The sequence below is a fragment of the Lysinibacillus sp. ZYM-1 genome, assembly GCF_001308875.1.
In the GTDB taxonomy this organism is placed as follows: domain Bacteria; phylum Bacillota; class Bacilli; order Bacillales_A; family Planococcaceae; genus Lysinibacillus.
This window is the reverse complement of sequence record NZ_KQ465134.1, coordinates 1-21199: the sequence shown is the minus strand read 5'-3', so window position 1 is coordinate 21199 and position 21199 is coordinate 1. Positions and strand designations below refer to the sequence as shown.

Genomic DNA, 21199 nt, shown 5'->3' with positions numbered 1-21199 from the left:
TCTTTTTAGTTATTTCTGCAATGTATTGTTTCCTCAACTAATTTGGCTGTAAGAAGGAATAGTACGTTAAATTTAATTATTGGAGGTGATCATCGATAATGCGAGAAGTATTAAAAAGTTTTATGAACGATCCATGGTGGTTGATATCAAAAAGGATGTCAGAATCCTTAAATAAAGAGTTAGAGAAAGAACTATCTCTAAAACACATTCTCTATGGAAAAGAAGCTGTAGCAGTGGCTAGAAGAGAAGATAATGATGATGTTATTTTTTGGATTAAATACCTGAACAAATTTGCAGTAGTTCATTTAACATATTCAAAAGAAACTTCAAGCGAATACCCTATCACATCACTATTTACTTTAAGAGAGTTAGAAAAATATTGTAAGCATGTTTCCAAATCTCATTAGCAAACAGAGTGCGATTGTTCAATAAGAGCAGTCGCTTTTTGCGCAAATGGAGCAATTTAGTTCAATAAGTGGTATTATAGGTAATATGTAATTTTTTTACTGTTTTGTAAAATTTGAAATGAGGACAGTGTATTTCCAAAGTTTTAAGGAGGAGAAAATATGTTATATGTTGCTTTATTAATGGGCATCGTTGCAATTGTAATTTCAGATAAGCTTACGCAAGCGTTTAAATTATCAAGCATTTGGCGGGTGATTGGTCAAATTTGTGCGTCACTTGTAATTATAATAGTCGGCAAACTTGAGGTTCGTTATATTAATCTAGGTGATCACTTCGATTTAGGCTATTTGTCGATTCCATTTACTTTATTATTTCTGGTAGGTTTTACAAATGTAATGAATTTAGAAAAGGTTCAAAAACCTTCAATATTGCTGTTACCAATCGCTTCTTTAGTTTGTTTCTCAATGTCAGCTTACTTTATGGGTCATTCATTTGTTTTTAATATGGGGATTTATAGCAGCTTAGCGATTGTGTTTATTCTATTGTATGGCTATTTTTCAGGTAAAGTACTTTTGGGTAGAACGCTTACTACATCAATAGGTTTCATAATAGCTGTACTTTCAATATCTCTCATTAAAACATCTATTGTAACCATTTATATTCCGATATTTACTTTAGCACTACCATTCACTTTATATTATTTTATTCAAGATAAATTTACGAGCGTGCAATCAATTACAATTAGCTCTTTAATTGCTATATTATTTGGTGCATTAATGTTCATAGTACCTTTTCATAAAATATGGTATCTCGTTGTTGGGTTAACGATTGTTTTGGTGATCATACAATCTTCACGTAAATATCGCTTTATTTAGAAACTTAAGTACTTCGCTTTATTCAATAAGAATAAAGTAAAATCGCTAAATGGGAGAGAGAAACATTCAAGATACAATCCTTTGTCTTATAAATACTATTATGTAATTTGGTGTTTGGTTGTTTGCTTCTGTTTTTCTGTCGACAAGGGATGAATGGTGGTCCTTATATACTTTAAATATGGAGAAAATGTCGCCTTTCAATGTAGAAATATCTTGGCTAAAAGTCTTTATTTTTGGATTCATTTCTTTAGTAATTTCTTTTTTTCTTGTAAAGATATACTCAGAAGAGAAGAAATTTTAATCACTTCATCCTTCTTAAATGAAAGGGTGCAAGTGTTTAAAATCAAGCTAATTAACTTAAAGAACCTTTTCTTATTGCGCTAACGGCCCTAATAATAAACAATGAGCCAGTATCAAGGATTACATAATATAGAATTTTTGTATTTCAGTTAAAATTGTATGGATGCTTTTTTTAGGAATATAGGTTCTTAAATTGTTTTAATTTTATATTCATAACCATATAATACCAACAGCACTATTATTAGTGTGAGTGGGGGTGAGGTAAATGAATACGAAGGCACAAACTAATTTAATTGATTTAGTAAAGAACACAATCAGTAATAACGGACAGCCTATCGGAAAACGTCTTGAAGAAAAGCACAAAGGCTTTGAGAAAGGTTGGAAGATGGATGGAAATGAAGTTGTGTTTTGGGTTAGTCCTACATTAAGACTTAGTGATTATTCAGGAAGTATAATGAACGAATTTAGGTTCACTATCCTTTTTGACGAAGAACGAAATACGTTTATAGTATCTGGTAAAAGTGTTAAATCACGAAATTTATTATAAATAATCCATTTTCAAGTCACATCCAATGGATGTGGCTTTTCATTATTTAATAAGGCCATAAATTTTACTTTTGTTTGGCGTAACAAGGAGGGTTTTACTTATGAACAATATTTTTGATAATTACCTCAACATAATATGTTAAAATTCAATTATACATAATGTTAATTTATGGTGAAAAGGGGAGTTATTATGAATAGTGGATTCGAATTTAAAGATTTTCCTAAATTGGAAACAGAGCGCTTCATTTTACGAAAAGGAGTAGTAGATGATAGCAAAGATCTATTTGAACTTTATTCAAATGAAAATGTGGTTAAGTACCTTCCATTAAAATTATTTGATTCAGTTGAAGATGCAATAGATGAAATAAATTGGTATGAGAAAATTTTTAAAGAACAAATTGGCTTAAGATGGGTAATCGAAGAAACTATGACCCAAAAAGTGATTGGAACATGTGGTTATTTGAATTATGAAAAAGAACATAACCGTATAGAAATTGGGTATGATTTAAAACCTGAATATTGGGGGAAGGGTATTATGCAAGAGGCTTTAAGCAAGATAATACATTTTGCCTTTACATCGATGGAAATTAATAAAATAGAGGCAAAAATAGAACCGGAAAATAAATCATCTATCAAATTATTGGAAAAATTAGGTTTTTATAAAGAAGGTGTTTTAAGACAACATGAATTTGAAAAGGGGAAGTATGTTGACCTTGCCATCTTTTCAATTTTGAAAAGTGAATATTAAGAGTCACACTTCCTAGTAATTCAAATGAATTATAAATTCATGGTTTGTGTCTTAGATACGTTCGTTAAGAAAACAAGAGGATTGTGAAAAGATGATAAAAAACAAAATGAGCTCAGCTGTCATTACATTAATTGTAGGAATATTTATTATTCCATTATTTATTGCATCTACATACAGCATTTCATATGGTATTTATGGTACTGCATTTACTGCACCAGCTATGCTTATAGCTGTTGTGATATCGGTTATGATTGAAAAATACAGTAAAAATAAAAATGCTATATTCATGTATGCTAAGCATTTACTTTGTGCATTGATTTTTTCACTAATATTTAGTTTAGTTAATTTTAATATTAATACTTTTAAAGATACTATTTATCTAGTTTCTTTAATCGGAAGTATTTATATAACTCTATTTGTGATCTTTGATTATTTGTTAAGACGTTTGCATAAGAGTAGATAAAATCATTATGCTGGATAATTACTTCATTAATTAAATCTAAATAATATTTAACTAATAGATAATGAGGTAATTTCGATAGGGGGAAATTATGCAGTATTTAAAGAAAATGAATGAAAATGAGTTTAATGAGTATCTTTTAGATAAAGAAAAGCGATTTGCAGAAACTTTAGCTGAGCATACGTTTGAAGTTGATACAGAATCTGCAGAAGTTAGAGCGAAAAAACAGCTGCAAGGTTATTTACCAAATGGATTTTACACAGAGCAACATGAATTTTTTAATATTATGATGCATGATGAGCAGTGTGGTTACGTGTGGATCAAAGTAAATGAATCAAAAAAAAGTGCATTTTTATATGAGATTTATATAGTAGATGAATTTCGGTCAAATGGGATAGGCACAAAGGTTATGGAAGACATCGAAGAGTATTTATCAAAGAATGAAATCTTATTCTTTAAATTACATGTCTTTGGAACAAACCATAAAGCAATAAAGCTTTATGAAACATTAGGTTTCCAAATCGCGGGTATAAATATGTATAAAAACCTGTAAATTTCTTACAAAAGACCACTCTGTGTTATATACTAACGTTATTATTTTTATTGGCTTGTAGGTTAAACCAACAATGCTCAGGTGCTTAATCTGGAATTTTTTTGTTATTTTTTGGGTTTAATTTTATAATTACAGTATAATACAATAATCAATATTATGATTGCTCCTATTAAAATTAATAATAGGAAGACGCTACTAATTATATCGATATTATTATTAATTATTAGCATACCTGCAGTAAAGCTAATTACTATACTTAAGAAGCTAAATATAAAGTTTTTCATTAATGTTCCTCCTAATATAATTTTTATATTAACATATTCACCAAAAATAAGAAAAACCTAACTCGATAATGAGAACGCAGCGAACTTTTAAAATTTTTATATGAAAAATGTATACATAAGTAGGGATAATTATGATTAATAAAAGCAAAAGAAACAATGTATGTTTCCTGATTATTAGTATTGTTCTAGTGATTTTTATACCTTTTGGTTATGAACGTAAAGAAAATCTTAATGTATATAGCGGTAAAGAAAATTTAAAAGAAATCTATGGATTTCCATTTGATTGGTTACATCTATACCAAAATGGTGGTTTCAGCTTCCTTTGGATAGGTTTTATAGTCAATATTATATTTTTCTACTATGGGCTTAAAATTTTAACTAGGATTTATAAAAAAGTAGTTAGTTATTTAAGGTATAGCAGTAAATACTGAAAACTATAAAACTGCTTATTAAATAGTATAAGATTTAAACGAAAATAGATAATATATCAATCTATAAATCTAATGAGAATTACCCTTAAATGTAAAATAATGGTATTATTAAGTTGCTCAATTAGTTTAACCTCAAGATTTATCTTTCGACATAAAGGAGTGTTGTTGGTGTTAAAAATAATAACAAAAGTTTTAATTACGTTATTTGGTGCAATATTAATTTTTTCTGACTTAAAAGAAAATAACACATGGTTATTTAGTTTTTGGATTGTACTTGCTTTATATATGATTTTTGAAGGATTTTTAATGAATAAGAAAAATCCTCAATAATTCAACAAGGTGGAAAGGAACAGCTTAGGTAATTTTCTGACAACTAAGAGGGCTCACTCTTGGTGAAGAGTGTACTTTGTGTAACATGATTACATTGATTCTTCAAAGACATTAACAAAGGCAAATGGCATTAAACATACGGAGTGCGATTGTTCAAAAAGAGCAGTCGTTTTTTGTGCTAACGAGTTAGGTTTATGGAAGAAGTAATTGGTTTATTGCGGTAACATTGTAGCCGTGAAAATTTTGTTAATAGAGAAGAGGATCAACTGTATTTGGTTGATTATATGTATACCATAAATAGAATAGAGAGGGAAAGTAATGTCTAAAAAACAAAAAGTTATAGTTGTTGGTGCAGGGATTGTTGGTGCATCTATAGCATATAATCTATCAAAAGAAAATCAGGATGTCACTCTAGTAGAGAGCCATTCAAAAGCTGGATGTGGTGTAACATCAGCTTCCTTTGCTTGGATCAATCCTTCAGGGCGTGTTCCAGAAAACTTTCAACATTTGTATGACGGGTCATTAGCAGCCTATCATGTATTGGAAAAAGAGCTTCCAGAATTAAAGGTCGATTGGAACGGCTCTCTTTCATGGGGAATTCCTGTAAACACCCATAAATCTTATATAGAAAAAATAACTCACCAGCAAGTATCAGAATTAGAACCTCATTTAAAAGAATATCCAAAGGAAGCTTTTTATGCTTTTAAAGAAGGTGCGGTAGACCCTAATATTCTAACGAATCTTTTAGTAAAGAAAGCGCAAGAGAATGGGGTAAATATATTGTTCGATACCAAAGTAACCCAAATTAAAAAGGAAGACGATAAAGTTGTCGGCATACATACTTCCAAAGGTTTTATAGAATCAGATGTCATTGTATTAGCAACTGGAACAACTTTACCTGAGCTTTGTAAGCCTCTTAGTATTGAGGTCCCTGTTGAGTCATCACCCTCTATTATTATTCGTATGAAATCACCTAAAAAACTTATTCATACGTTAATTTCTAATTCAAGATTTGAGGCAAGGCAACTATCTGATACGACTATAATTGCTGCTGAAGATTATTTGGATGACCATGGAAAAAACGGACCTGAAGAGGTTGGAAGAAGAGCTTTTGATACGCTTCGAAATGATTTGAAAAATGGAGAGTATCTTGAACTAGATAGTATTCAAGTAGGGCAGCGGCCAATGCCTAAAGACGGTTATCCAATTGTTGGTTATCATGATCAAATAAAAGGACTTTATTTAGCAGTTATGCATGCAGCAATCACGTTATCACCTGTTATTAGTCGCTTGGTTGCGAAGGAAATCGTCGATAATGTGCGGTTAGAAGAACTAGAAGGTTGTAGACTATCTCGGTTTTACCCAGTAAATAAATAATTCTGGTTTTTGATTAAGCCTCAAAAAAAATAAATAATTGTGCGATACAGTTGTCATTATTAGTAAGGTTAAATATTATGCTTTTATTATAAATAAACCATTTTTGGTTTGAAAGCCTACCTGTTATCGTATTCATCAATAATGTTTAGGGAGTGATTTCTATGAGTGATGGTAGGAAAAAAGCTTCGATTTGTATGCTAATATATTTTTGTAGTTTTTTTATAGTATCAAAAATCTTTTCATTATCATCTACTTTCAACTATATGGTATGCGGAGTAGGGTTGATAATTGGAGTTATCTTACATATGTATTTTAAATTTACATATGAAAATATGAAAAATAGCTAAACTATACGTAAAATAACCAGGTGCTTGTTAAATTGAGAACCTGGTTATTTTTTTTTCACAAATTTCTTGTTCTGAAATAATATAAACAAATATTTTATTACGAGAAGGGTGTATGATGAAAGAAAACTTGATAAATCCTGCAGTTATTTCAAAGATTAGGGAGACAGCTGTTTCATAATAATAAAGTTGTTTAAATCATAATAAAGTCGTTTGAAAAATAGTAAAACCGTTTAAAAGTTATGCAATTCAACTATCGGGCGCAATTGTTTAATAAGCGTCGCTGTTCTTCTTAAACTAAGCGGCACGATAGTTCAATTAGAGCAGTCGACGTTTGTGTTTATTTATTTTCATTGCAAAGAATTTTAACCCTCATCGACTTTTGTGGATGAAAAAAGCATCTTAACCAATTTGGCTAAGATGCTATATAAACCATGATACAACAGTATTAGAGTAAAAGTCACGTATGCCATAGTTATTATAGAAAGTTTTAAACTACCATTCCTCAAATGAGTTGTTACACGTAAATTATTGAAAATGCAAATAAGAAAAAGAGAAACAACTTTTTTTTCTTTTTGCATTTTATGGGTTTATACTACCCATTATCTATTTACCTCGATGTACGTAATGCTGTGTGGCATTTCCCGCATTAAATTGCTCAGTAATATATTGTACAGCCTCTTGTAGCGCTAATTTACTGTTACAAGTGAAAACATCTATTGCCGCATAGCCATACTCTGGCCACGTATGAATCGTTAAATGTGATTCTTGAATAATGACTACACCACTAACTCCGTAAGGTGAAAAATGATGGAAATGTTCGGTCACAATTGTTGCTTTTGCTTTATGGGCAGCCTGACACATAAGCTTTTTAATTTGTTGTACGTCATTGAGCAATGCACCATTGCAATCATGCAACTCTAATAAAATGTGATGCCCTAATGCATGCTGGGATTGTGATTTTTTTACTGTTCTCTTAATTTGTGAAAACTTGTTATTTTTGCAATTCGGACAACCACTGGATTGAAGCTGTGTAATCGTAGTGTATTCGTTGCCAGTCCCTACTGTAAGTGAGTTCTTACAATGATTACACTGATAAACAACAGATTTCTTCTCAATCTCTCCTGTGTAAATTGGTCGCGTAAATTTACGCTGATTAGGAATATAAGGATTCATTTGCTTTGTTGTTTGTAATACGAATAACTGACTTGTAGCACCTAAAATCTGCGCACCTTCATAGTTGTTTATGTCGTAATGAATATTATTAATCACAAAGCCCATAGCATATAAGCTTTGCTGTAGCTCCCACTGCTTTTGATAGCTACGTTTGGCATAGGAAAAAAACACATGCCGCATTGCTTCTGGCTTTAGTGCATTAATTGCACGTGATAAAAAGAGCTGTGCGCCAATCAATGTATACGGTGTATCTGTGTATACGCAATCAAACAGGGCAGCGTATGTTTCGGGCAAAGGCTCCTGAACGTTATAATAATCTGTTTTAATCGGAAGCTCATAGTCTTTAGCTATTTTGCTAATAGTACTTAAAACTCGTCTATCAATATCTAATACAACAATTTTAGTTGCAGAGTGTGGGGCAATTTTCTTTATTAAAAATGCTAATGCAATACTAATGAAATCATCATCGCCTAAACACAAAATGCGCTTATTAAGTAGCATCGTATAGTCTAGTGCGAGCAATGCACGTTTTACAGCTGTTTCAACTGTACATTTTGCTTGATCAATTTCCACGTCAGCTGTAGGTCTAGCATCATAAATAGAGCTTAATTCGCTTATATTTTTTGTAATCCATTCTATTCGAAATGCATCATCTGTCGTTAATTGTAGGTATAGATCAGCATTGGCACCTGAGAGTTGGAAATATTGCGAAACGGCTAGCTGGCCTTTTTTCGTTAAGCTATGTTTACCCCAACCTTGTTTGGCAAATTCTTTCTTCATTGCCGAAACAATAGGTATTGGTAATTCTGTTATATAAGCTAAAGATTTGGTTGTACAATTATAATGGAAATATAAAGTAAGTAAAGCTTTTTCTAATGTATGATAATGTTCTTCAAGCTGCATATCAACTGTAATTTGTTGTAATAGTTTTTGCATTGTAGATTCGTCCTCTCAATTTTAATAAGTAAAAAATTAAAATTGTCTAAATCAACGAATAGAAAAAGCGCGAATAAAATTAGTCGCGCTAAATGTTTATATTAAGCTCACTAATTCTAATCTTGCTTTTTTTGCACAACAAATAACACCCGTATAAGGTGGTTTTGTTAAACAAAATTATTAAGCTATAACGTTGATTTAGATTAGAATTCTACAGTAACAAAAAGTTCACCCTTTAATAAAATAGTATTATTACTATATTATAGATATAGTAAATTCACAAGTTATATTTACAGGTAAAGAAACCGGCATTAACAATAGCGGAGACATCAACTAATCCGAAGCTTAATAGAAGAACCCCCATGATGCTTAAGACTACAACAAGGACTTTCTTTCCAATAAACCCCACATCCTCTCATTTAACGATATGAGCAGATATTAATTAAATAAATTATTAAAGATTTAAAACTATTAAAAATACATTTATTTCTTGCTTTTTTTGTATTAAAATGACTATGTGTTTTTGAATGCAACGCAAATGAACTAGATTTCGGAAGGGAAACCACATTTAATGAATAACCAAAAACTAAATAGTGATCTAGCCCACCATATTTTTAATAGTCTTACAGATATGGTGTTTATTATACAGAAAGAAGATAATGGAGATTATCGTTACTTATTTATAAATGAAGCAGCTTATTCACTTCCAGGAGTAGAGAAGGGGATAACTGGGAAACTATTAAGTGAAGTACTTTCCTACAAAGTGTATAAAGTAATAAAAGAAAAATATGATGAGGCTGTTAAGGGTGGGGCTCCTTTACATTATAAATTTACATTTCCTGACTCAAAAAATATAAAGACGATCCATGAAATCCAATATGAAACAGTAATTTCTCCCTTTTTCAAAGACGGGTTTTGTACACATATCATTACCATAGTAAAAAATAGTAACTTAAATCAAAAAGAGGGTAAATTAAAACGGTCTACTAATCATTTTGAACATATTATAAATAACACTGCTGATGCTATTTATACTTTCGATAGATATGAGAACTATACAAGTATTAATCCTGCTTTTGAAAAGTTATTTGGGTGGAAAAAGGAAGAAATATTAAATAATAATTTTATTAGCATCATTTTAGATAAAGATAAAAGTGAACTTAAAAATTTTATCATGGAATCAATTAAAAAAGGCCATGTTCTACCTTCGCACGAGGCTCAACGGATAACAAAGAAGGGAAATGTTATAGATGTGTTAGCATCCTATTCTCCACTTTTTGACGAAAAAGGGAACTGGGATGGTGGAGTAGCTATATATAAGGACATTACAGATAAAAAAAAGCTTTTTAATGAACTTAAAGTAAGTGAAGAGCGGTATCGCCTAATAACTGAGCACACCTCAGATTTAATTAAAATAATTAACCCACAAGGTACAGTTCTTTATAGCTCTCCTTCACATTTTGATGTTTTAGGAATAAAACCTGATGAGACTTTAAATAAACCAATTTTCATAGGAATGCACCATGATAGTATGGAAACATTTAAATTTTCAATAGAAAAAATTAATTCTACACGTAAACCTACATCGATTAGATTTCAAAGAATTACTCAGAAAGGAGAGTTTATTTGGTTACATACTATAGGTTCTCCTATCTTAAATAATGAAGGGAATAAAGTAGATAAAATATTATTTGTTGCTAGAAATATAACTGAAAGAAAAAAATATGAGGAGCAATTACAACATTATGCATTAGTAGACCATCTTACTGGTCAACCAAACCGAAGATATTTTTTCTCCAGGCTTTTAGAAGAGATGGAGAAAGCAAAATTCTTTCATTCAACATTAGCTGTTATGATTTTGGATATTGATCGATTTAAGCATATTAATGATTCAATGGGACATGATATTGGAGATCAACTTTTAAAAGAATTCTCTGAACGAGTAAAAGATTGTCTTCACGAACATGATATTTTTGCAAGAATAGGTGGAGATGAATTTGCTATTCTTTTACCAGATGTCAAGGATAATCAAGCTATAGTCAATGTGGCAAACAGAATAATATACTCTTTACAGGACAAATGGGTAATAGATGAACACCAATTTAATACAACCTCAAGTATTGGTATTTCATTCTATTCCCCTTATGAAATGAATTATAAAACCTTAATAAAACAAGCCGACAAAGCATTGTACCAAGCCAAAGAAGATGGCCGAAATTGTTTTAAAGTATATACTAATACGGAATTTTAATTGCGATTAGAATTTTGGTGCAGGATGTTTCCTCATTTAACAATCGGGCCATATTGTAGAGTAATAAGTAAGCGTGAACTTTAACTGTACATTGAGTACTATAATCACAAACGTATAAAAGAGAAATTAAAAGGATTGAGCTCGGTACAATACCGAATTCAATCCTTTATAGCTGTTTAACTTAATATAGTGTCTAAATTTTTGGTGTCATTTCAAAAAAGAATAGGCGCCAATTTTTTTCATTTAAGGGTCATATTTCAGTAGGGAAAGTAGTTATTATACTTGCAAAATAAACACCTACATTTTTTCTAGGATATTTTTTATGGGCTTTTGAAGTACGTCTATAATGGCAGCGATGATTGCTGTTACTAAAATCCCTATTAGACCAAGTGCTATCGGACCTGCTGCGTCTTCACCTGTGAACATAGCAAAAACCCTTAAGTAAACTATTAAAAACAAAATGAAGAAAATAATTGTAAAAGCGCATTTTTTTATAACTTTCAAGGATTTAAGGGATAACTCAGAAAAAGCATTGTTTATATTGATATAACTCAATAGTTTATATGCTTGATACAACGCAACAGAAAACGTAATGCATACTCCATACGCACATATTAACAATGGATATATCGAGTAATCTCCTGGACGCACTTTCGCATCTCGTATAGCTGTTTGAGGTAACCAATATATACACACAGCAAGTACCGCAATTCCAATAAGAAAAGTAACGATCTTTAAGAAAAAAATTGAACTTAGTTTAACATTCATTTGAAGTACCTCACAGATTTAATGATAATATGATATTAGTCTATTTTTTATCGTTTATCAATATATTTATTTCGTTTTTTATTATATTATTGTTGTTATTCAAATAATTATTTAATGTTCATGTGGGAATCGTACTTCAGTTATTGTAAGTTTTATCATGAAGTAACTAAACAATAGGGCGCTTCCTGGCAACAAGGAAAGTGCCTTTTTAGATTAATTAGAGTTCGTAACTATCAATATTTTTAGGTTGTTGAATATCCATTGAACATAATAGAATTTAGAATTAATAGATTTATGGGTGGGAGAGTGGAAGACACATGTCATTTAGATTCTCATGGTATGGAAAGTTATGAACTTGAGGTATTCCCTGATGATTTAACTTTAAAATAAAGAGGTTTGTGAAAAATTACACTTAAAGTAACGGAGTGCTTTACTTGAAGATCAGTGAGCTGTTTTAGACAGCTCTTTTTTCTTATTGTACTAACGGGGCATTTAGCTAAACCAGTTATAAAATGAAAAGAATAAAAGAAATGAAAAAGCATTCAGGGAACAGTTTATCCTTGAATGCTTTTTCACTTCTTTTATTTAGTGGATTTCCTGTATGCGTCCAACCTGTCCATCTGTTAGCCTAACTTTAATACGGTGGGAAGGGTGCCTGATTTGTTAAAAATATCTTAAATGATATCTCCGGCAATCTTCCCTTTTTTAACAATATTAACAGCTTTTGCTGTTATATGTCTTTCCGATATTGTCCGTATATTAGACACCCATTTTTCTGCGGGTATTGCTTGTTTTTTTCGTTTGCTGGCTTTTCATTTTTTTTGTTGAAAGGTCGTGATTCATTTTTCCTTGATTAGCAGAGGAACGGTTCTTTTTGTTTTCAAGCTGCTGTTTCACTGCCTCTTGCAGGCTGATTTTTTTTTTGGGTACTTCAGATTGATTATTCTCGGTCATAGGAAATGCTCCTTTTTAAATATGGTAGTTAGTCCAGTATAATCTATTTTTTATTATTTGTGAAACTTTCCACTTTAACTTACAACAAGGGAAGACGCTTTTTTACTAACGGTGTAGTTTAGTGGAATAATTCATATGGGATATTGTGGTAATTCAAGGTTGTAAAGGGGAAATCTAAACGGTTGAAAATGCTCGAACAAACAGTAATTCGGAAATTTCTTTAACTCTTGGTATACTATCAATCCTAATACCATTTATCGGTTTGTTTTTGGGTGGTATAGGAGTTGTAGTTGCTAGAAAAGCGACAAAAGAAATTGTAGAAAAAACAAATTGGTAGAGGATTAGCTACTTCCGGTTTAATTTGTAGCGTGGTGGGAATTATTATTCAAATCTTTGCAGTACTCAGTATTCTCGTTTTCTATTCTGTAAGAATTGTAGGATAGTATTTAAGGTTCTTATTAAACTACGGGTCCGTTAGATCAACAAGCTATAAGCGATTTTAGAAATAAGTCCATATTTTAGTTATTCCATTAAAGGGTGCAATTCTAGAGTAGAGATTGCGCTTCTTCTTTAAGAATCGGGCCATTTTCTTGAGCAACACATTTAAAGAAAATCATTATGGAGCAAAGAAATTGTGAAGATTTTCACTTGAACTAAGAAGCAGGTTATTTTTAGAATGGCGTCGAAGTACTATATTAAAAGAGGATGGGAGTCTATTGAATGAAGAGAAAATATTATACATATGGTGGGTGATAATAAATGACTTTCTTATATTTTATTGTTGGTTACTGTGCTTTATATTTTGTAATTTGGTTACATGAAGTTGGACATGGGGTCGTATATGCAAAATATAAATGCAAAGACAATCCTTTTAAAGTTTATGTGCCATTCTATTTATTCTTCTCTACACCCCAGCCTGTAGATGAAATAAAGGCACAAACTCTAAATAGTAAAAAGTACTTTAATGTTGGCATAGCGGGAATAATAGTGAATCTGCTTTTTGGTATTCCTATATCCTTCCTTATGCTAACGAACGAGTTTAATCATTCGATTTTAGTATTCTTTTTTTATTCATTTGCTTTATTTCATTTAGTGGAGGCTGCAAGTTACTTGACAATTAGCAATGTTTTTCTTGCAAGTGATATGATAACTGTTCAAAACTACAAACCAAAATTAAGAATACCCTTATTTTTAATAGGATTATTCATAGTTGTCCTAATCGTTTTCATGCTGTTCAATAGTCCAGATAGTTGGAGACTGGGATACATCATTTCAATAATAATAATGATTCTAAGCATGGGATTAGGAAGAGCCATCTTTAGCCGAAAAGCACGGGCTGCGTAGGAAGCTCTTTTTTCTTATTGCACTAACGGGGTGCTTAGTTTAAAAAGAAATATGCTTATAATCTGCCATAATCGGGCGCTTTTCTGTAATAAGAAAAGCGTCTTTATTCATGGAAAAGGCCATATCTGGTTACAGGCATGGAGTACAAGAATTGATTTTAAAGGATAAAGGGAGCACTTAAACGCTCTTGTTAAGCAGAATAAACGAATCCATTCCTCGTCAGTTAGTTGGGGATATCTCACGTTTTCCATATGGGAGCATTTCTCTAATAAAAATAAATACCAATTTGTTAATGAAATGATTAGTTTTCCGTATTAACTAATGTGAGGCTCACACAACCACAACAAATTGCGCAATATTTGTTGTAATATCCCTTTATTGGTTGTATCTCATAAATAGTGGGTTATTTTGAGAAAGTTAAGGGAAATGTTTGTTCCTACCCTGTTTTTGGTGTGGAATAATGAAAGATCCTGGCCGTTAGGCCAGAGTTAATGCGGAGTCTTTGATTCCGAGGGTCTTAAATAAGTGAAGGGAGGTGAAGTAGTTGGAGGTTACTCAAGTGAATACAGGAATCAGCCACAGTGACATTCGTGGTTTTCAAAAGGGCATTATGTCGGAAGAAAAATTTACAGCGATTTTCGAAACATACTATAGCCGTGTCTACAAATATATTTGCTACCGTATTAACAACCACTTTGACGCGGAAGAGATTTGCAGTCATGTATTTGAGGTAGTAATTTCAAAATATAGCAGCTACTCGCCAGAAAAGTCCAATTTTGAAGTTTGGTTGTTTGCAATTGCTAGAAACGCTGTGGTTGATTACTTCCGCTCACAGAAAAAAAGAGTCACCTTTTCGCTGGATTCAATTATGGACATGATTTTACCAAGGTCATCTCCAGAAGAAATTGTCATTATTGATGACAGCAACGAAATCTTGTACAAGGCTCTGGCAAAGCTAAGCGATAAGGAACGTAATATCATTGGCATGAAGTATGCAGCCGGTTTGAAAAACGCGGAAATTGCTGACCTGCTTGGAGTCAGCGGTTCAAATATCGGTGTAGTCCTCTTCAGATGTATAAAGAAGCTGCAACTAGAACTTGAAAAAGGAGGTTTTCAATATGAAAAATAGGAAGGATATAGATAAATTTTCTGACCTGACTAACTTGCTTACCAATCTGGAGCTTACTGACAAAGCCTCCAAAGACCGAATCTACAATCGTCTCACGTTCAAAATGAGATCAGGAACCATTCAACCAAATTTTATGAAAAGGGATGAGATATTGAAGAAAAAATATACATGGAAAACTGTAACCGTAAGTGCTATGGCTGTTGCTATCTTGACAGGTGGTTTTTCGACTACCTCTTTTGCACAAAATATGATGGAAACTATTCGGGAACGTTTTCAGGTGGGAAATATGCAAATCGTCCAATACGATAAGGAAGAGACTGTATCCGCAGATAATAGCGCATCTGAGCAAGCAGCGACTGATGCTTCCCGCGAGATTCAAATGCCGGTACGTCCTAATTTGACTGTGAAAGAAGCTCGTGCCGCATTGGGTCTAAACTTCCCAGCCCCATCTTGGCTGGCAGATTACAAGTACGTCAACACAGTCATCCAAGGAAACAACATGGTGGAAGTACAGTTCGAAAAAGGTGAGAAATCCATTAACTTCTTGATTTCCAAGGGTGGAGAAAACGGCATCGGTACCACAGACGAAGTGAAAAAAGAAGTGATCAAGGGAACTACGGTTTACTTCGCAAACGGGATTGTGATTTGGGAGAATAATGGCTTTACGGTAGAACTGTATGCGCAAGACGATTTTGATACGGCGACACTGGGCAAAATTATTGAAAGCTTCAAGGTTGGCGCACCTCTAAAGAAGTAAGAAATGAAAGCAAAGGTTTCATTACAAATGCCAACCATGATTGTTAGTGTTTTATTATTTTATTTGGTACAGGTACCGCTTTACCAAACTGTTTAAGCTTAGCACTCATTGACTTTCAAGACGTCATTGGTTCTGCGGGTGCGATATTTAGCTTAGGTTATTATTTATTCGTTAGCGCTACAATCTATGGTATGAGCGTTTTCCATAACGAAACAGTCCTTGCAATGCCAATATATTTTTTAGCACTAGGGATTGTTATCTTTTTAAAAAGCTTACCCTTACTTTATAAAAAAGATGTAATTTTATAAATAATATCGAGATGCTTAAAAAAGTTGCACCGTTTTCAAAAAAAGATAAATGCTTGACTCTCACGATACGTAATAGGAGTCACTATATCATTTATAAGCCAAGTCGAAAATAAACTTTAGGCACCTTGAAAGTGATTAAACTTTTTTATAAAAACTAAACTTAAATTTGCAGATAAGAATCCATTTTGATCAATCTTTTTTTCAAAATGGATTCTTTTTATTTATCGTAAAATTGGATTTTTGCGGTATTTTTGATCAAACTTTATTTTAAAGCTACAGTAGTTTTATAAAAAAGATTGATCATTTAAAACAAAGTTCGATTATTTAAAACAAAGATTGATCATTTACAATAAAGTTTTTTTGTTCAACAAACGGGCCAGATTGTGGAATAAAGTGAATTGTTGATCTTCGGTACGTTCCTTTTGAATCTGTTCCAAAGACAGTAACCCTCAAGCCGTATATACACCTCTCTGATGAAAGCGAGAAGGGAGCATTTCAAATGGATGAAAATGATGAGCCGAGATTCAATATATTCCTGAACTGGAGGCTACACTATCTATTAACTCAAAAAATAATTAAATACAAGTATTTTTATTTGTCAAAAAAGCACATAACTAAAATCAATAGTTCAATGTAATGAGGTAGGGGGCGGTATATTTAAAAGCTATCAAAACTTAATGGTTATGGCAAAGTCCTTATTCAGTAATAGGGCGCTTTTCTGAAATAAGGAAAGTGTCTTTCTTCATGAAAAGGGCCCTATTATTAAAAAACATTTTTTAACGAAAGGCTCCAAAACAACGCTTGGGGACGTTCCACTACACTTGTTAGGTGTTTTTAATAAATCTAAAAGGCTATACATAAAAAAATTTCTTTTTTCTTCCCTTTTATCATGAGTTACATGAATAAAGGAAGTTCTATTTTGAAACGTAATCGCTGCAAATGTTCACTTAAAAACATTTTTTGCCACATGGAGAAATTCCTTAACTGCAGGAGAAGCATTTGCAATAGAATGACAGGCAAGTGCTACTTCACGGCTGTTTTCAATATTTAGTTTGCTGATTTTTATGTTTTGCTGTGTCTTTAAATATAATTCTGGACCTATCGTAATGCCAAGTCCTTCCTGTACCATATTAGCGATGGTTGTACAGTCGTGTACTTCAAAAAGAATAGATGGTTTAATTTGCGCTTCTGCAAATAATTCCTCAACATGTGATTGGTACATCCCTGTTGGCATAATAAAGGATTCATCCATTAAATCATTCATTTCTACTGTTTCTTTAAAATGGAATTGATGATCAGGGTGATAAGCGACTACCATCTTGTCTTTAATCAAAGGAACTAAATCGAAATTTGGATTTGATTTTCCTTTTACTACAAATCCAATGTCAATAATGCCTGAACCCAACCATTCTGTAATTTCCTCATAGGTTCCTTCGTAAAATTTAAATTCTATTTTAGGATGTTTTTTCCGGAATTTCACAAGTAATTTAGGCAATAAGCAAAAAGAAGCACTTGCAAAAGTGCCGATACGAATAATACCTGTTTCCAAGCTTGTCATAAGTGCAATTTCTTGATTAATGACTTCCACTCTTTTCAATATTTCTCTAATATTCGGCAGAATTTTTTGCCCTATTTCTGTAAGTGTTATTCCTTTTTTTCTATCACGAATTAATAAAGAAACTCCCCATTCAGATTCTAAACTCGCAACTGCATGACTCACGGCTGATTGAGTCATATTTAATATTTCAGCAGTTTCTGTAAAGCTTCCTAGCTCGACTACTTTTGCAATGATTTCGTAGCGCACAATAGTCATGAGTAATTACTCATCTCCTTTATTAAAAACATCAATTTTACTTATATTAACATGGGACCTAAAATAAAAACAGCAGTTCAAATATAAGGAGATGTACAAATTGAAAAATAATATAAATCAACTAATCATCATACTTTTAGCTTTAGGAGCTTTTGTAACAGGAACAGCAGAGTTTGTTGTTTCTGGAATTTTAGAACTGATTTCTTTTGAATTAGATGTTTCAATTTCAATAGCTGGCCAGTTGATTACGATTTATTCTTTATCTTATGCCATTGGAGCTTTGATTTTGGTCATACTAACGTCTAAATTGGACCGTAAAAAAGTGCTTTTATATGCTATCTCTATATTTATTCTAGGAAATCTAGTTGCATTTTTTAGCTATAATTTTGTCTTTCTTATGTTATCCAGAGTCATTATGGCGATGAGTGGAGGATTATACATTGTTGTTGCCACCAATTATGCTGCGCAAATTGCAGTTCCAGAAAAAAGAGGTAGTGCTATGGCAACAGTCATTACTGGTTTCACTGTTTCATTAGTACTTGGAGTTCCTATCGGCACATTTTTAGCTGGACATTTTGATTGGCACTATATTTTCTTAATCATTGCGTTTGGCACAGTTTTTTTATTGATAGGACTATACAAATTATTACCATATATAGAAGGAAACCAACCGCTGCCATTTAAACAACAGTTGCAAATTATTAAAGATAAACGAGTCCTTACAGGTTTAATGACAACGATCTTTTGGATTTTAGGATATACTATGGTGTTTGCCTACATTGCTCCATTATTAAGTCATACTGCTGGCTTTTCTATTGAAATGACAAGTATCGCTTTATTTGTTTTAGGCACTTTTGCTTTTATTGGTTCACGCTTTGGAGGATATGCGGTAGACAGATGGGGACCTAATCGAACAATATCATTAAGTTTATGTGTTCATATCATCTCTTTATTTGTACTAGCATTTACACAGTATAGGGCAGTGGGTGTATTTGTCACACTAGCTTTTTGGGGAGTAGCAACTTGGACAACGACACCAGCAAAGCAGTTTTATTTGATTTCACTAAAACCACAATCCTCTGAAACAGTACTCAGTTTTAATACCGCCTTAATGAATGTGGGCATGATGCTGGGCTCTGCATTAGGAGGAATCATTATTCAATATAATAATATAGAAAATTTAAGCTGGATTGGTGGATTATTTGTTATACTTGCACTTATTTTTATCAGATATTCTTTCTACCTAAATAAAAAAAAGTTATGAAGCACCATCGACTTTAATGAATTAAAAAGTAATTTCTAAACTCAACTGCCTTGATATTCAGTTGGGTTTTTATTTTTTTTAATACTCTCCGATATTTGGCATTTTATAAAAAATGTTGTTGAAGGTTATAGAAGGGGAAATCATCACCCACATTTACAGTTACGAAGGGGAGAGGAAATGCATGTTAGAACGAACGTACCGAATGGCAAGTTCGCTGTGCATTTACCGCCTTTTGTAAACGTGTCTTGAAGAAGAGAACAAGGAACTTTCATTAGAGTATGACTAATGAGTATAGGATTTAATAAACATCTTAGTTATTCCATTAAAGGGCGCGATTTTGGAAGAAGCGTCGCTGTCCTTATTAAACTCCCATGAAAATTAAACTCTTCAATTTCGGAATAAAGACAACACGAAAGCAGACGCAGCGTCAAAATTAGGATGGAATTATTTATTGGATTAGGAGGCATCTGGTTCAGCAATTGTGACGTTATACCCTAAGTTTTCAAGTCTTCGAACTGAATATCGTACAATAGATTGTTCTTTTTGCTTGTCAAAGTAATCTTCACCTAAGTCTACGTACATTTCTTTGCGTGTTAAGAGATAGTAGGCGATCCTTAAAATTGCATGGGCAACGGATATTCCTGCTCGCTTTTTACCTTTTCGCGAAGCAGTTCGTCTATACATTGCACCCAGGTATGTTTTGGACCCTCTGACAGAATGAGCAGCTTCTATTAAAGCTGATTTCAAGTATTTGTTTCCTTTTTTCATGTTAGTTGATTTCCTTTTACCAGCACTCTCGTTGTGTCCAGGTACTAGCCCTGCCCAGGAACATAAGTGAGCTGCACTGGGGAATTGCTTCTCCACGTCGGTTCCGACCTCTGCTAAGATTTGCTCAGCCATTCGGGTAGCGATGCCAGGAATGGAATCCAACCGTTCTATATCTTCTTGGTGAGAAGATAGTCTAGTAGCTACCTCCAGATTTAACAGTTCAATCTGTTCACTAAGAAAACCAATATGAGTAAGAATGGTTTTTAACATTAGCCGTTGATGTGGATTGATATACCCGCGAAGAGCGAGTTCAAGCTCATCCTTTTTCTTCTTCATTGTTCTTCGAGCGAAGCTCGCTAGTTTTTCAGGATCATCCTCTCCATCTGCGATGGCACGAAGCATGTCACGAGATGAGACACCCATAATGTCTGAGACAACGGAGCCAAGTTTAATATTTGCTCCTTCTAGTACCTTTTGAATCCGATTATGTTGTCTAGCACGCTCTTCAATAATACTACGACGGTACCGAACTAACTCTCGTAGTTCTCGTTGATTTCGGTCCGGAATAAAACTTGCTTTGAGTAGTCCATGTCGAAGTAGTTTGGCGATCCATTCTGCGTCTTTCACATCGGTCTTGCGACCTGGTACTGCTTTCATATGTTGAGCATTCACAACTAAAAATTCAACATTCTCTGCTTCAAGTAAGTTAACGATCGGCTTCCAAAATACACCTGTACTCTCCATTGCTACGTGGGTACAACCATGCTCCTTGATCCAGTCGATTAACTGTAATAGAAATACAGTTTTAGTGGAAAACGTTTGAATCTCCTTTCCTTTTGGAGTCATAATACATGCAGTAATGGAATCCTTGTGAACGTCCATCCCACATGCGCGTTCAATGATTACTTCCATTGTAATCATCCTTTCTACGGCAAATAGTATTGGAGGCTGGTGCAACAACCAGAGTAGGATTAATCTCCCATGAGTGCTTCCCGTAAGGGAGCGACATTCTGTGATGCACCGTGGTCGTTGGAGTCAGACTAACGGATGGGCTCTATGGCACCATAGTTCATCGACC

20 protein-coding genes and 2 pseudogenes are annotated in these 21199 nt (G+C 32.9%); 16 read left to right on the top strand and 6 right to left on the bottom strand.

Annotated elements, in window-relative coordinates; genetic code table 11:
- The first annotated feature begins 98 nt into the window (after nucleotides 1-98).
- The 9 genes from AO843_RS18870 (at nucleotide 99) to AO843_RS18830 (ending at nucleotide 6309) form a co-directional block, all read left to right on the top strand.
- A complete protein-coding gene (locus tag AO843_RS18870; protein WP_231630204.1) occupies nucleotides 99-407 on the top strand; it encodes a hypothetical protein in 309 nt (102 codons plus the stop codon).
- Between the two features lie 159 nt (nucleotides 408-566).
- On the top strand, nucleotides 567-1280 hold the full coding sequence (locus AO843_RS18865; RefSeq protein ID WP_054612634.1) for an MraY family glycosyltransferase: 714 nt from the start codon (nucleotides 567-569) through the stop codon (nucleotides 1278-1280).
- A gap of 565 nt (nucleotides 1281-1845) precedes the next feature.
- Nucleotides 1846-2127 carry a hypothetical protein gene (locus AO843_RS18860; protein WP_054612633.1) on the top strand — a complete coding sequence of 94 codons (282 nt, stop codon included), beginning with the start codon at nucleotides 1846-1848 and terminating at the stop codon, nucleotides 2125-2127.
- A gap of 189 nt (nucleotides 2128-2316) precedes the next feature.
- Complete coding sequence (locus AO843_RS18855) at nucleotides 2317-2874, top strand: GNAT family N-acetyltransferase (protein ID WP_054612632.1); 558 nt, start codon at nucleotides 2317-2319, stop codon at nucleotides 2872-2874.
- 91 nt (nucleotides 2875-2965) lie between these two features.
- Complete coding sequence (locus tag AO843_RS18850) at nucleotides 2966-3337, top strand: hypothetical protein (RefSeq protein ID WP_054612631.1); 372 nt, start codon at nucleotides 2966-2968, stop codon at nucleotides 3335-3337.
- A gap of 88 nt (nucleotides 3338-3425) precedes the next feature.
- Nucleotides 3426-3887, top strand: a complete 462-nt coding sequence (locus tag AO843_RS18845) for a GNAT family N-acetyltransferase (protein ID WP_054612630.1) — start codon at nucleotides 3426-3428, stop codon at nucleotides 3885-3887.
- 415 nt (nucleotides 3888-4302) lie between these two features.
- Nucleotides 4303-4602 carry a hypothetical protein gene (locus AO843_RS18835; protein ID WP_054612628.1) on the top strand — a complete coding sequence of 100 codons (300 nt, stop codon included), beginning with the start codon at nucleotides 4303-4305 and terminating at the stop codon, nucleotides 4600-4602.
- A gap of 168 nt (nucleotides 4603-4770) precedes the next feature.
- On the top strand, nucleotides 4771-4932 hold the full coding sequence (locus AO843_RS24630; RefSeq protein ID WP_156313992.1) for a hypothetical protein: 162 nt from the start codon (nucleotides 4771-4773) through the stop codon (nucleotides 4930-4932).
- A 318-nt stretch (nucleotides 4933-5250) separates the two neighbouring features.
- Nucleotides 5251-6309, top strand: a complete 1059-nt coding sequence (locus AO843_RS18830; RefSeq protein ID WP_054612627.1) for an NAD(P)/FAD-dependent oxidoreductase — start codon at nucleotides 5251-5253, stop codon at nucleotides 6307-6309.
- A 950-nt stretch (nucleotides 6310-7259) separates the two neighbouring features.
- On the opposite strand, the gene speD is transcribed toward AO843_RS18830, so the two are convergent.
- Nucleotides 7260-8765 (bottom strand): adenosylmethionine decarboxylase, encoded by a 1506-nt coding sequence (speD, locus tag AO843_RS18825; RefSeq protein WP_054612626.1) that lies wholly within the window; start codon nucleotides 8763-8765, stop codon nucleotides 7260-7262.
- A 571-nt stretch (nucleotides 8766-9336) separates the two neighbouring features.
- Between speD and AO843_RS18820 the strand changes: the two genes are divergently transcribed.
- Together AO843_RS18820 and AO843_RS24195 are read left to right on the top strand one after the other, a co-directional pair.
- Nucleotides 9337-11016 carry a diguanylate cyclase domain-containing protein gene (locus AO843_RS18820; protein ID WP_054612625.1) on the top strand — a complete coding sequence of 560 codons (1680 nt, stop codon included), beginning with the start codon at nucleotides 9337-9339 and terminating at the stop codon, nucleotides 11014-11016.
- 87 nt (nucleotides 11017-11103) lie between these two features.
- A pseudogene (locus AO843_RS24195) lies at nucleotides 11104-11196 on the top strand (IS3 family transposase); the annotation flags it as partial.
- 117 nt (nucleotides 11197-11313) lie between these two features.
- Here AO843_RS24195 and AO843_RS18815 read toward each other — a convergent pair.
- The 3 genes from AO843_RS18815 to AO843_RS18810 form a co-directional block, all read right to left on the bottom strand.
- The gene (locus AO843_RS18815) at nucleotides 11314-11784 is read right to left on the bottom strand and encodes a DUF2975 domain-containing protein (protein ID WP_054612624.1); all 471 of its coding nucleotides are present in this window, start codon (nucleotides 11782-11784) and stop codon (nucleotides 11314-11316) included.
- A 585-nt stretch (nucleotides 11785-12369) separates the two neighbouring features.
- Complete coding sequence (locus AO843_RS25615; RefSeq protein WP_369814438.1) at nucleotides 12370-12423, bottom strand: hypothetical protein; 54 nt, start codon at nucleotides 12421-12423, stop codon at nucleotides 12370-12372.
- A 120-nt stretch (nucleotides 12424-12543) separates the two neighbouring features.
- A complete protein-coding gene (locus AO843_RS18810; protein WP_054612623.1) occupies nucleotides 12544-12738 on the bottom strand; it encodes a hypothetical protein in 195 nt (64 codons plus the stop codon).
- A gap of 759 nt (nucleotides 12739-13497) precedes the next feature.
- On the opposite strand from AO843_RS18810, the gene AO843_RS18805 reads away from it, so the two are divergent.
- From AO843_RS18805 to AO843_RS25220, 4 genes and pseudogenes are all read left to right on the top strand, one after another.
- A complete protein-coding gene (locus AO843_RS18805; protein ID WP_054612622.1) occupies nucleotides 13498-14082 on the top strand; it encodes a zinc metalloprotease in 585 nt (194 codons plus the stop codon).
- A gap of 544 nt (nucleotides 14083-14626) precedes the next feature.
- Nucleotides 14627-15211 (top strand): sigma-70 family RNA polymerase sigma factor, encoded by a 585-nt coding sequence (locus AO843_RS18800; protein ID WP_054612621.1) that lies wholly within the window; start codon nucleotides 14627-14629, stop codon nucleotides 15209-15211.
- Nucleotides 15201-15968, top strand: a complete 768-nt coding sequence (locus AO843_RS18795) for a hypothetical protein (RefSeq protein WP_054612620.1) — start codon at nucleotides 15201-15203, stop codon at nucleotides 15966-15968. The genes AO843_RS18800 and AO843_RS18795 overlap by 11 nt, the downstream gene beginning before the upstream one ends.
- A 50-nt stretch (nucleotides 15969-16018) precedes the next feature.
- Nucleotides 16019-16276 (top strand): annotated as a pseudogene (locus AO843_RS25220) (Bcr/CflA family drug resistance efflux transporter); the annotation flags it as partial.
- Nucleotides 16277-17219: 943 nt separating this feature from the next.
- On the opposite strand, the gene AO843_RS18790 reads toward AO843_RS25220, so the two are convergent.
- Nucleotides 17220-18089 (bottom strand): LysR family transcriptional regulator, encoded by an 870-nt coding sequence (locus AO843_RS18790; RefSeq protein ID WP_054612619.1) that lies wholly within the window; start codon nucleotides 18087-18089, stop codon nucleotides 17220-17222.
- Nucleotides 18090-18180: 91 nt separating this feature from the next.
- Here AO843_RS18790 and AO843_RS18785 point away from each other — a divergent pair, with 91 nt between their 5' ends.
- The gene (locus AO843_RS18785) at nucleotides 18181-19353 is read left to right on the top strand and encodes an MFS transporter (protein ID WP_156313991.1); all 1173 of its coding nucleotides are present in this window, start codon (nucleotides 18181-18183) and stop codon (nucleotides 19351-19353) included.
- A gap of 456 nt (nucleotides 19354-19809) precedes the next feature.
- Here AO843_RS18785 and AO843_RS18780 read toward each other — a convergent pair whose 3' ends face one another.
- Nucleotides 19810-21033, bottom strand: coding sequence for an IS110 family RNA-guided transposase (locus AO843_RS18780; protein ID WP_054612617.1), 1224 nt, complete (start codon nucleotides 21031-21033; stop codon nucleotides 19810-19812).
- Nucleotides 21034-21199 lie beyond the last annotated feature (166 nt).

Excerpts from the sequence above, each read along its gene's own strand:
- AO843_RS18870 (WP_231630204.1), top strand. The coding sequence starts at position 99 with ATGCGAGAAGTATTAAAAAGTTTTATGAACGATCCATGGTGGTTGATA.
- AO843_RS18865 (WP_054612634.1), top strand. The coding sequence starts at position 567 with ATGTTATATGTTGCTTTATTAATGGGCATCGTTGCAATTGTAATTTCA.
- AO843_RS18860 (WP_054612633.1), top strand. The coding sequence starts at position 1,846 with ATGAATACGAAGGCACAAACTAATTTAATTGATTTAGTAAAGAACACA.
- AO843_RS18855 (WP_054612632.1), top strand. The coding sequence starts at position 2,317 with ATGAATAGTGGATTCGAATTTAAAGATTTTCCTAAATTGGAAACAGAG.
- AO843_RS18850 (WP_054612631.1), top strand. The coding sequence starts at position 2,966 with ATGATAAAAAACAAAATGAGCTCAGCTGTCATTACATTAATTGTAGGA.
- AO843_RS18845 (WP_054612630.1), top strand. The coding sequence starts at position 3,426 with ATGCAGTATTTAAAGAAAATGAATGAAAATGAGTTTAATGAGTATCTT.
- AO843_RS18835 (WP_054612628.1), top strand. The coding sequence starts at position 4,303 with ATGATTAATAAAAGCAAAAGAAACAATGTATGTTTCCTGATTATTAGT.
- AO843_RS18830 (WP_054612627.1), top strand. The coding sequence starts at position 5,251 with ATGTCTAAAAAACAAAAAGTTATAGTTGTTGGTGCAGGGATTGTTGGT.
- speD (WP_054612626.1), bottom strand. The coding sequence starts at position 8,765 with ATGCAAAAACTATTACAACAAATTACAGTTGATATGCAGCTTGAAGAA.
- AO843_RS18820 (WP_054612625.1), top strand. The coding sequence starts at position 9,337 with ATGAATAACCAAAAACTAAATAGTGATCTAGCCCACCATATTTTTAAT.
- AO843_RS18815 (WP_054612624.1), bottom strand. The coding sequence starts at position 11,784 with ATGAATGTTAAACTAAGTTCAATTTTTTTCTTAAAGATCGTTACTTTT.
- AO843_RS18810 (WP_054612623.1), bottom strand. The coding sequence starts at position 12,738 with ATGACCGAGAATAATCAATCTGAAGTACCCAAAAAAAAAATCAGCCTG.
- AO843_RS18805 (WP_054612622.1), top strand. The coding sequence starts at position 13,498 with ATGACTTTCTTATATTTTATTGTTGGTTACTGTGCTTTATATTTTGTA.
- AO843_RS18795 (WP_054612620.1), top strand. The coding sequence starts at position 15,201 with ATGAAAAATAGGAAGGATATAGATAAATTTTCTGACCTGACTAACTTG.
- AO843_RS18790 (WP_054612619.1), bottom strand. The coding sequence starts at position 18,089 with ATGACTATTGTGCGCTACGAAATCATTGCAAAAGTAGTCGAGCTAGGA.
- AO843_RS18785 (WP_156313991.1), top strand. The coding sequence starts at position 18,181 with ATGTACAAATTGAAAAATAATATAAATCAACTAATCATCATACTTTTA.
- AO843_RS18780 (WP_054612617.1), bottom strand. The coding sequence starts at position 21,033 with ATGGAAGTAATCATTGAACGCGCATGTGGGATGGACGTTCACAAGGAT.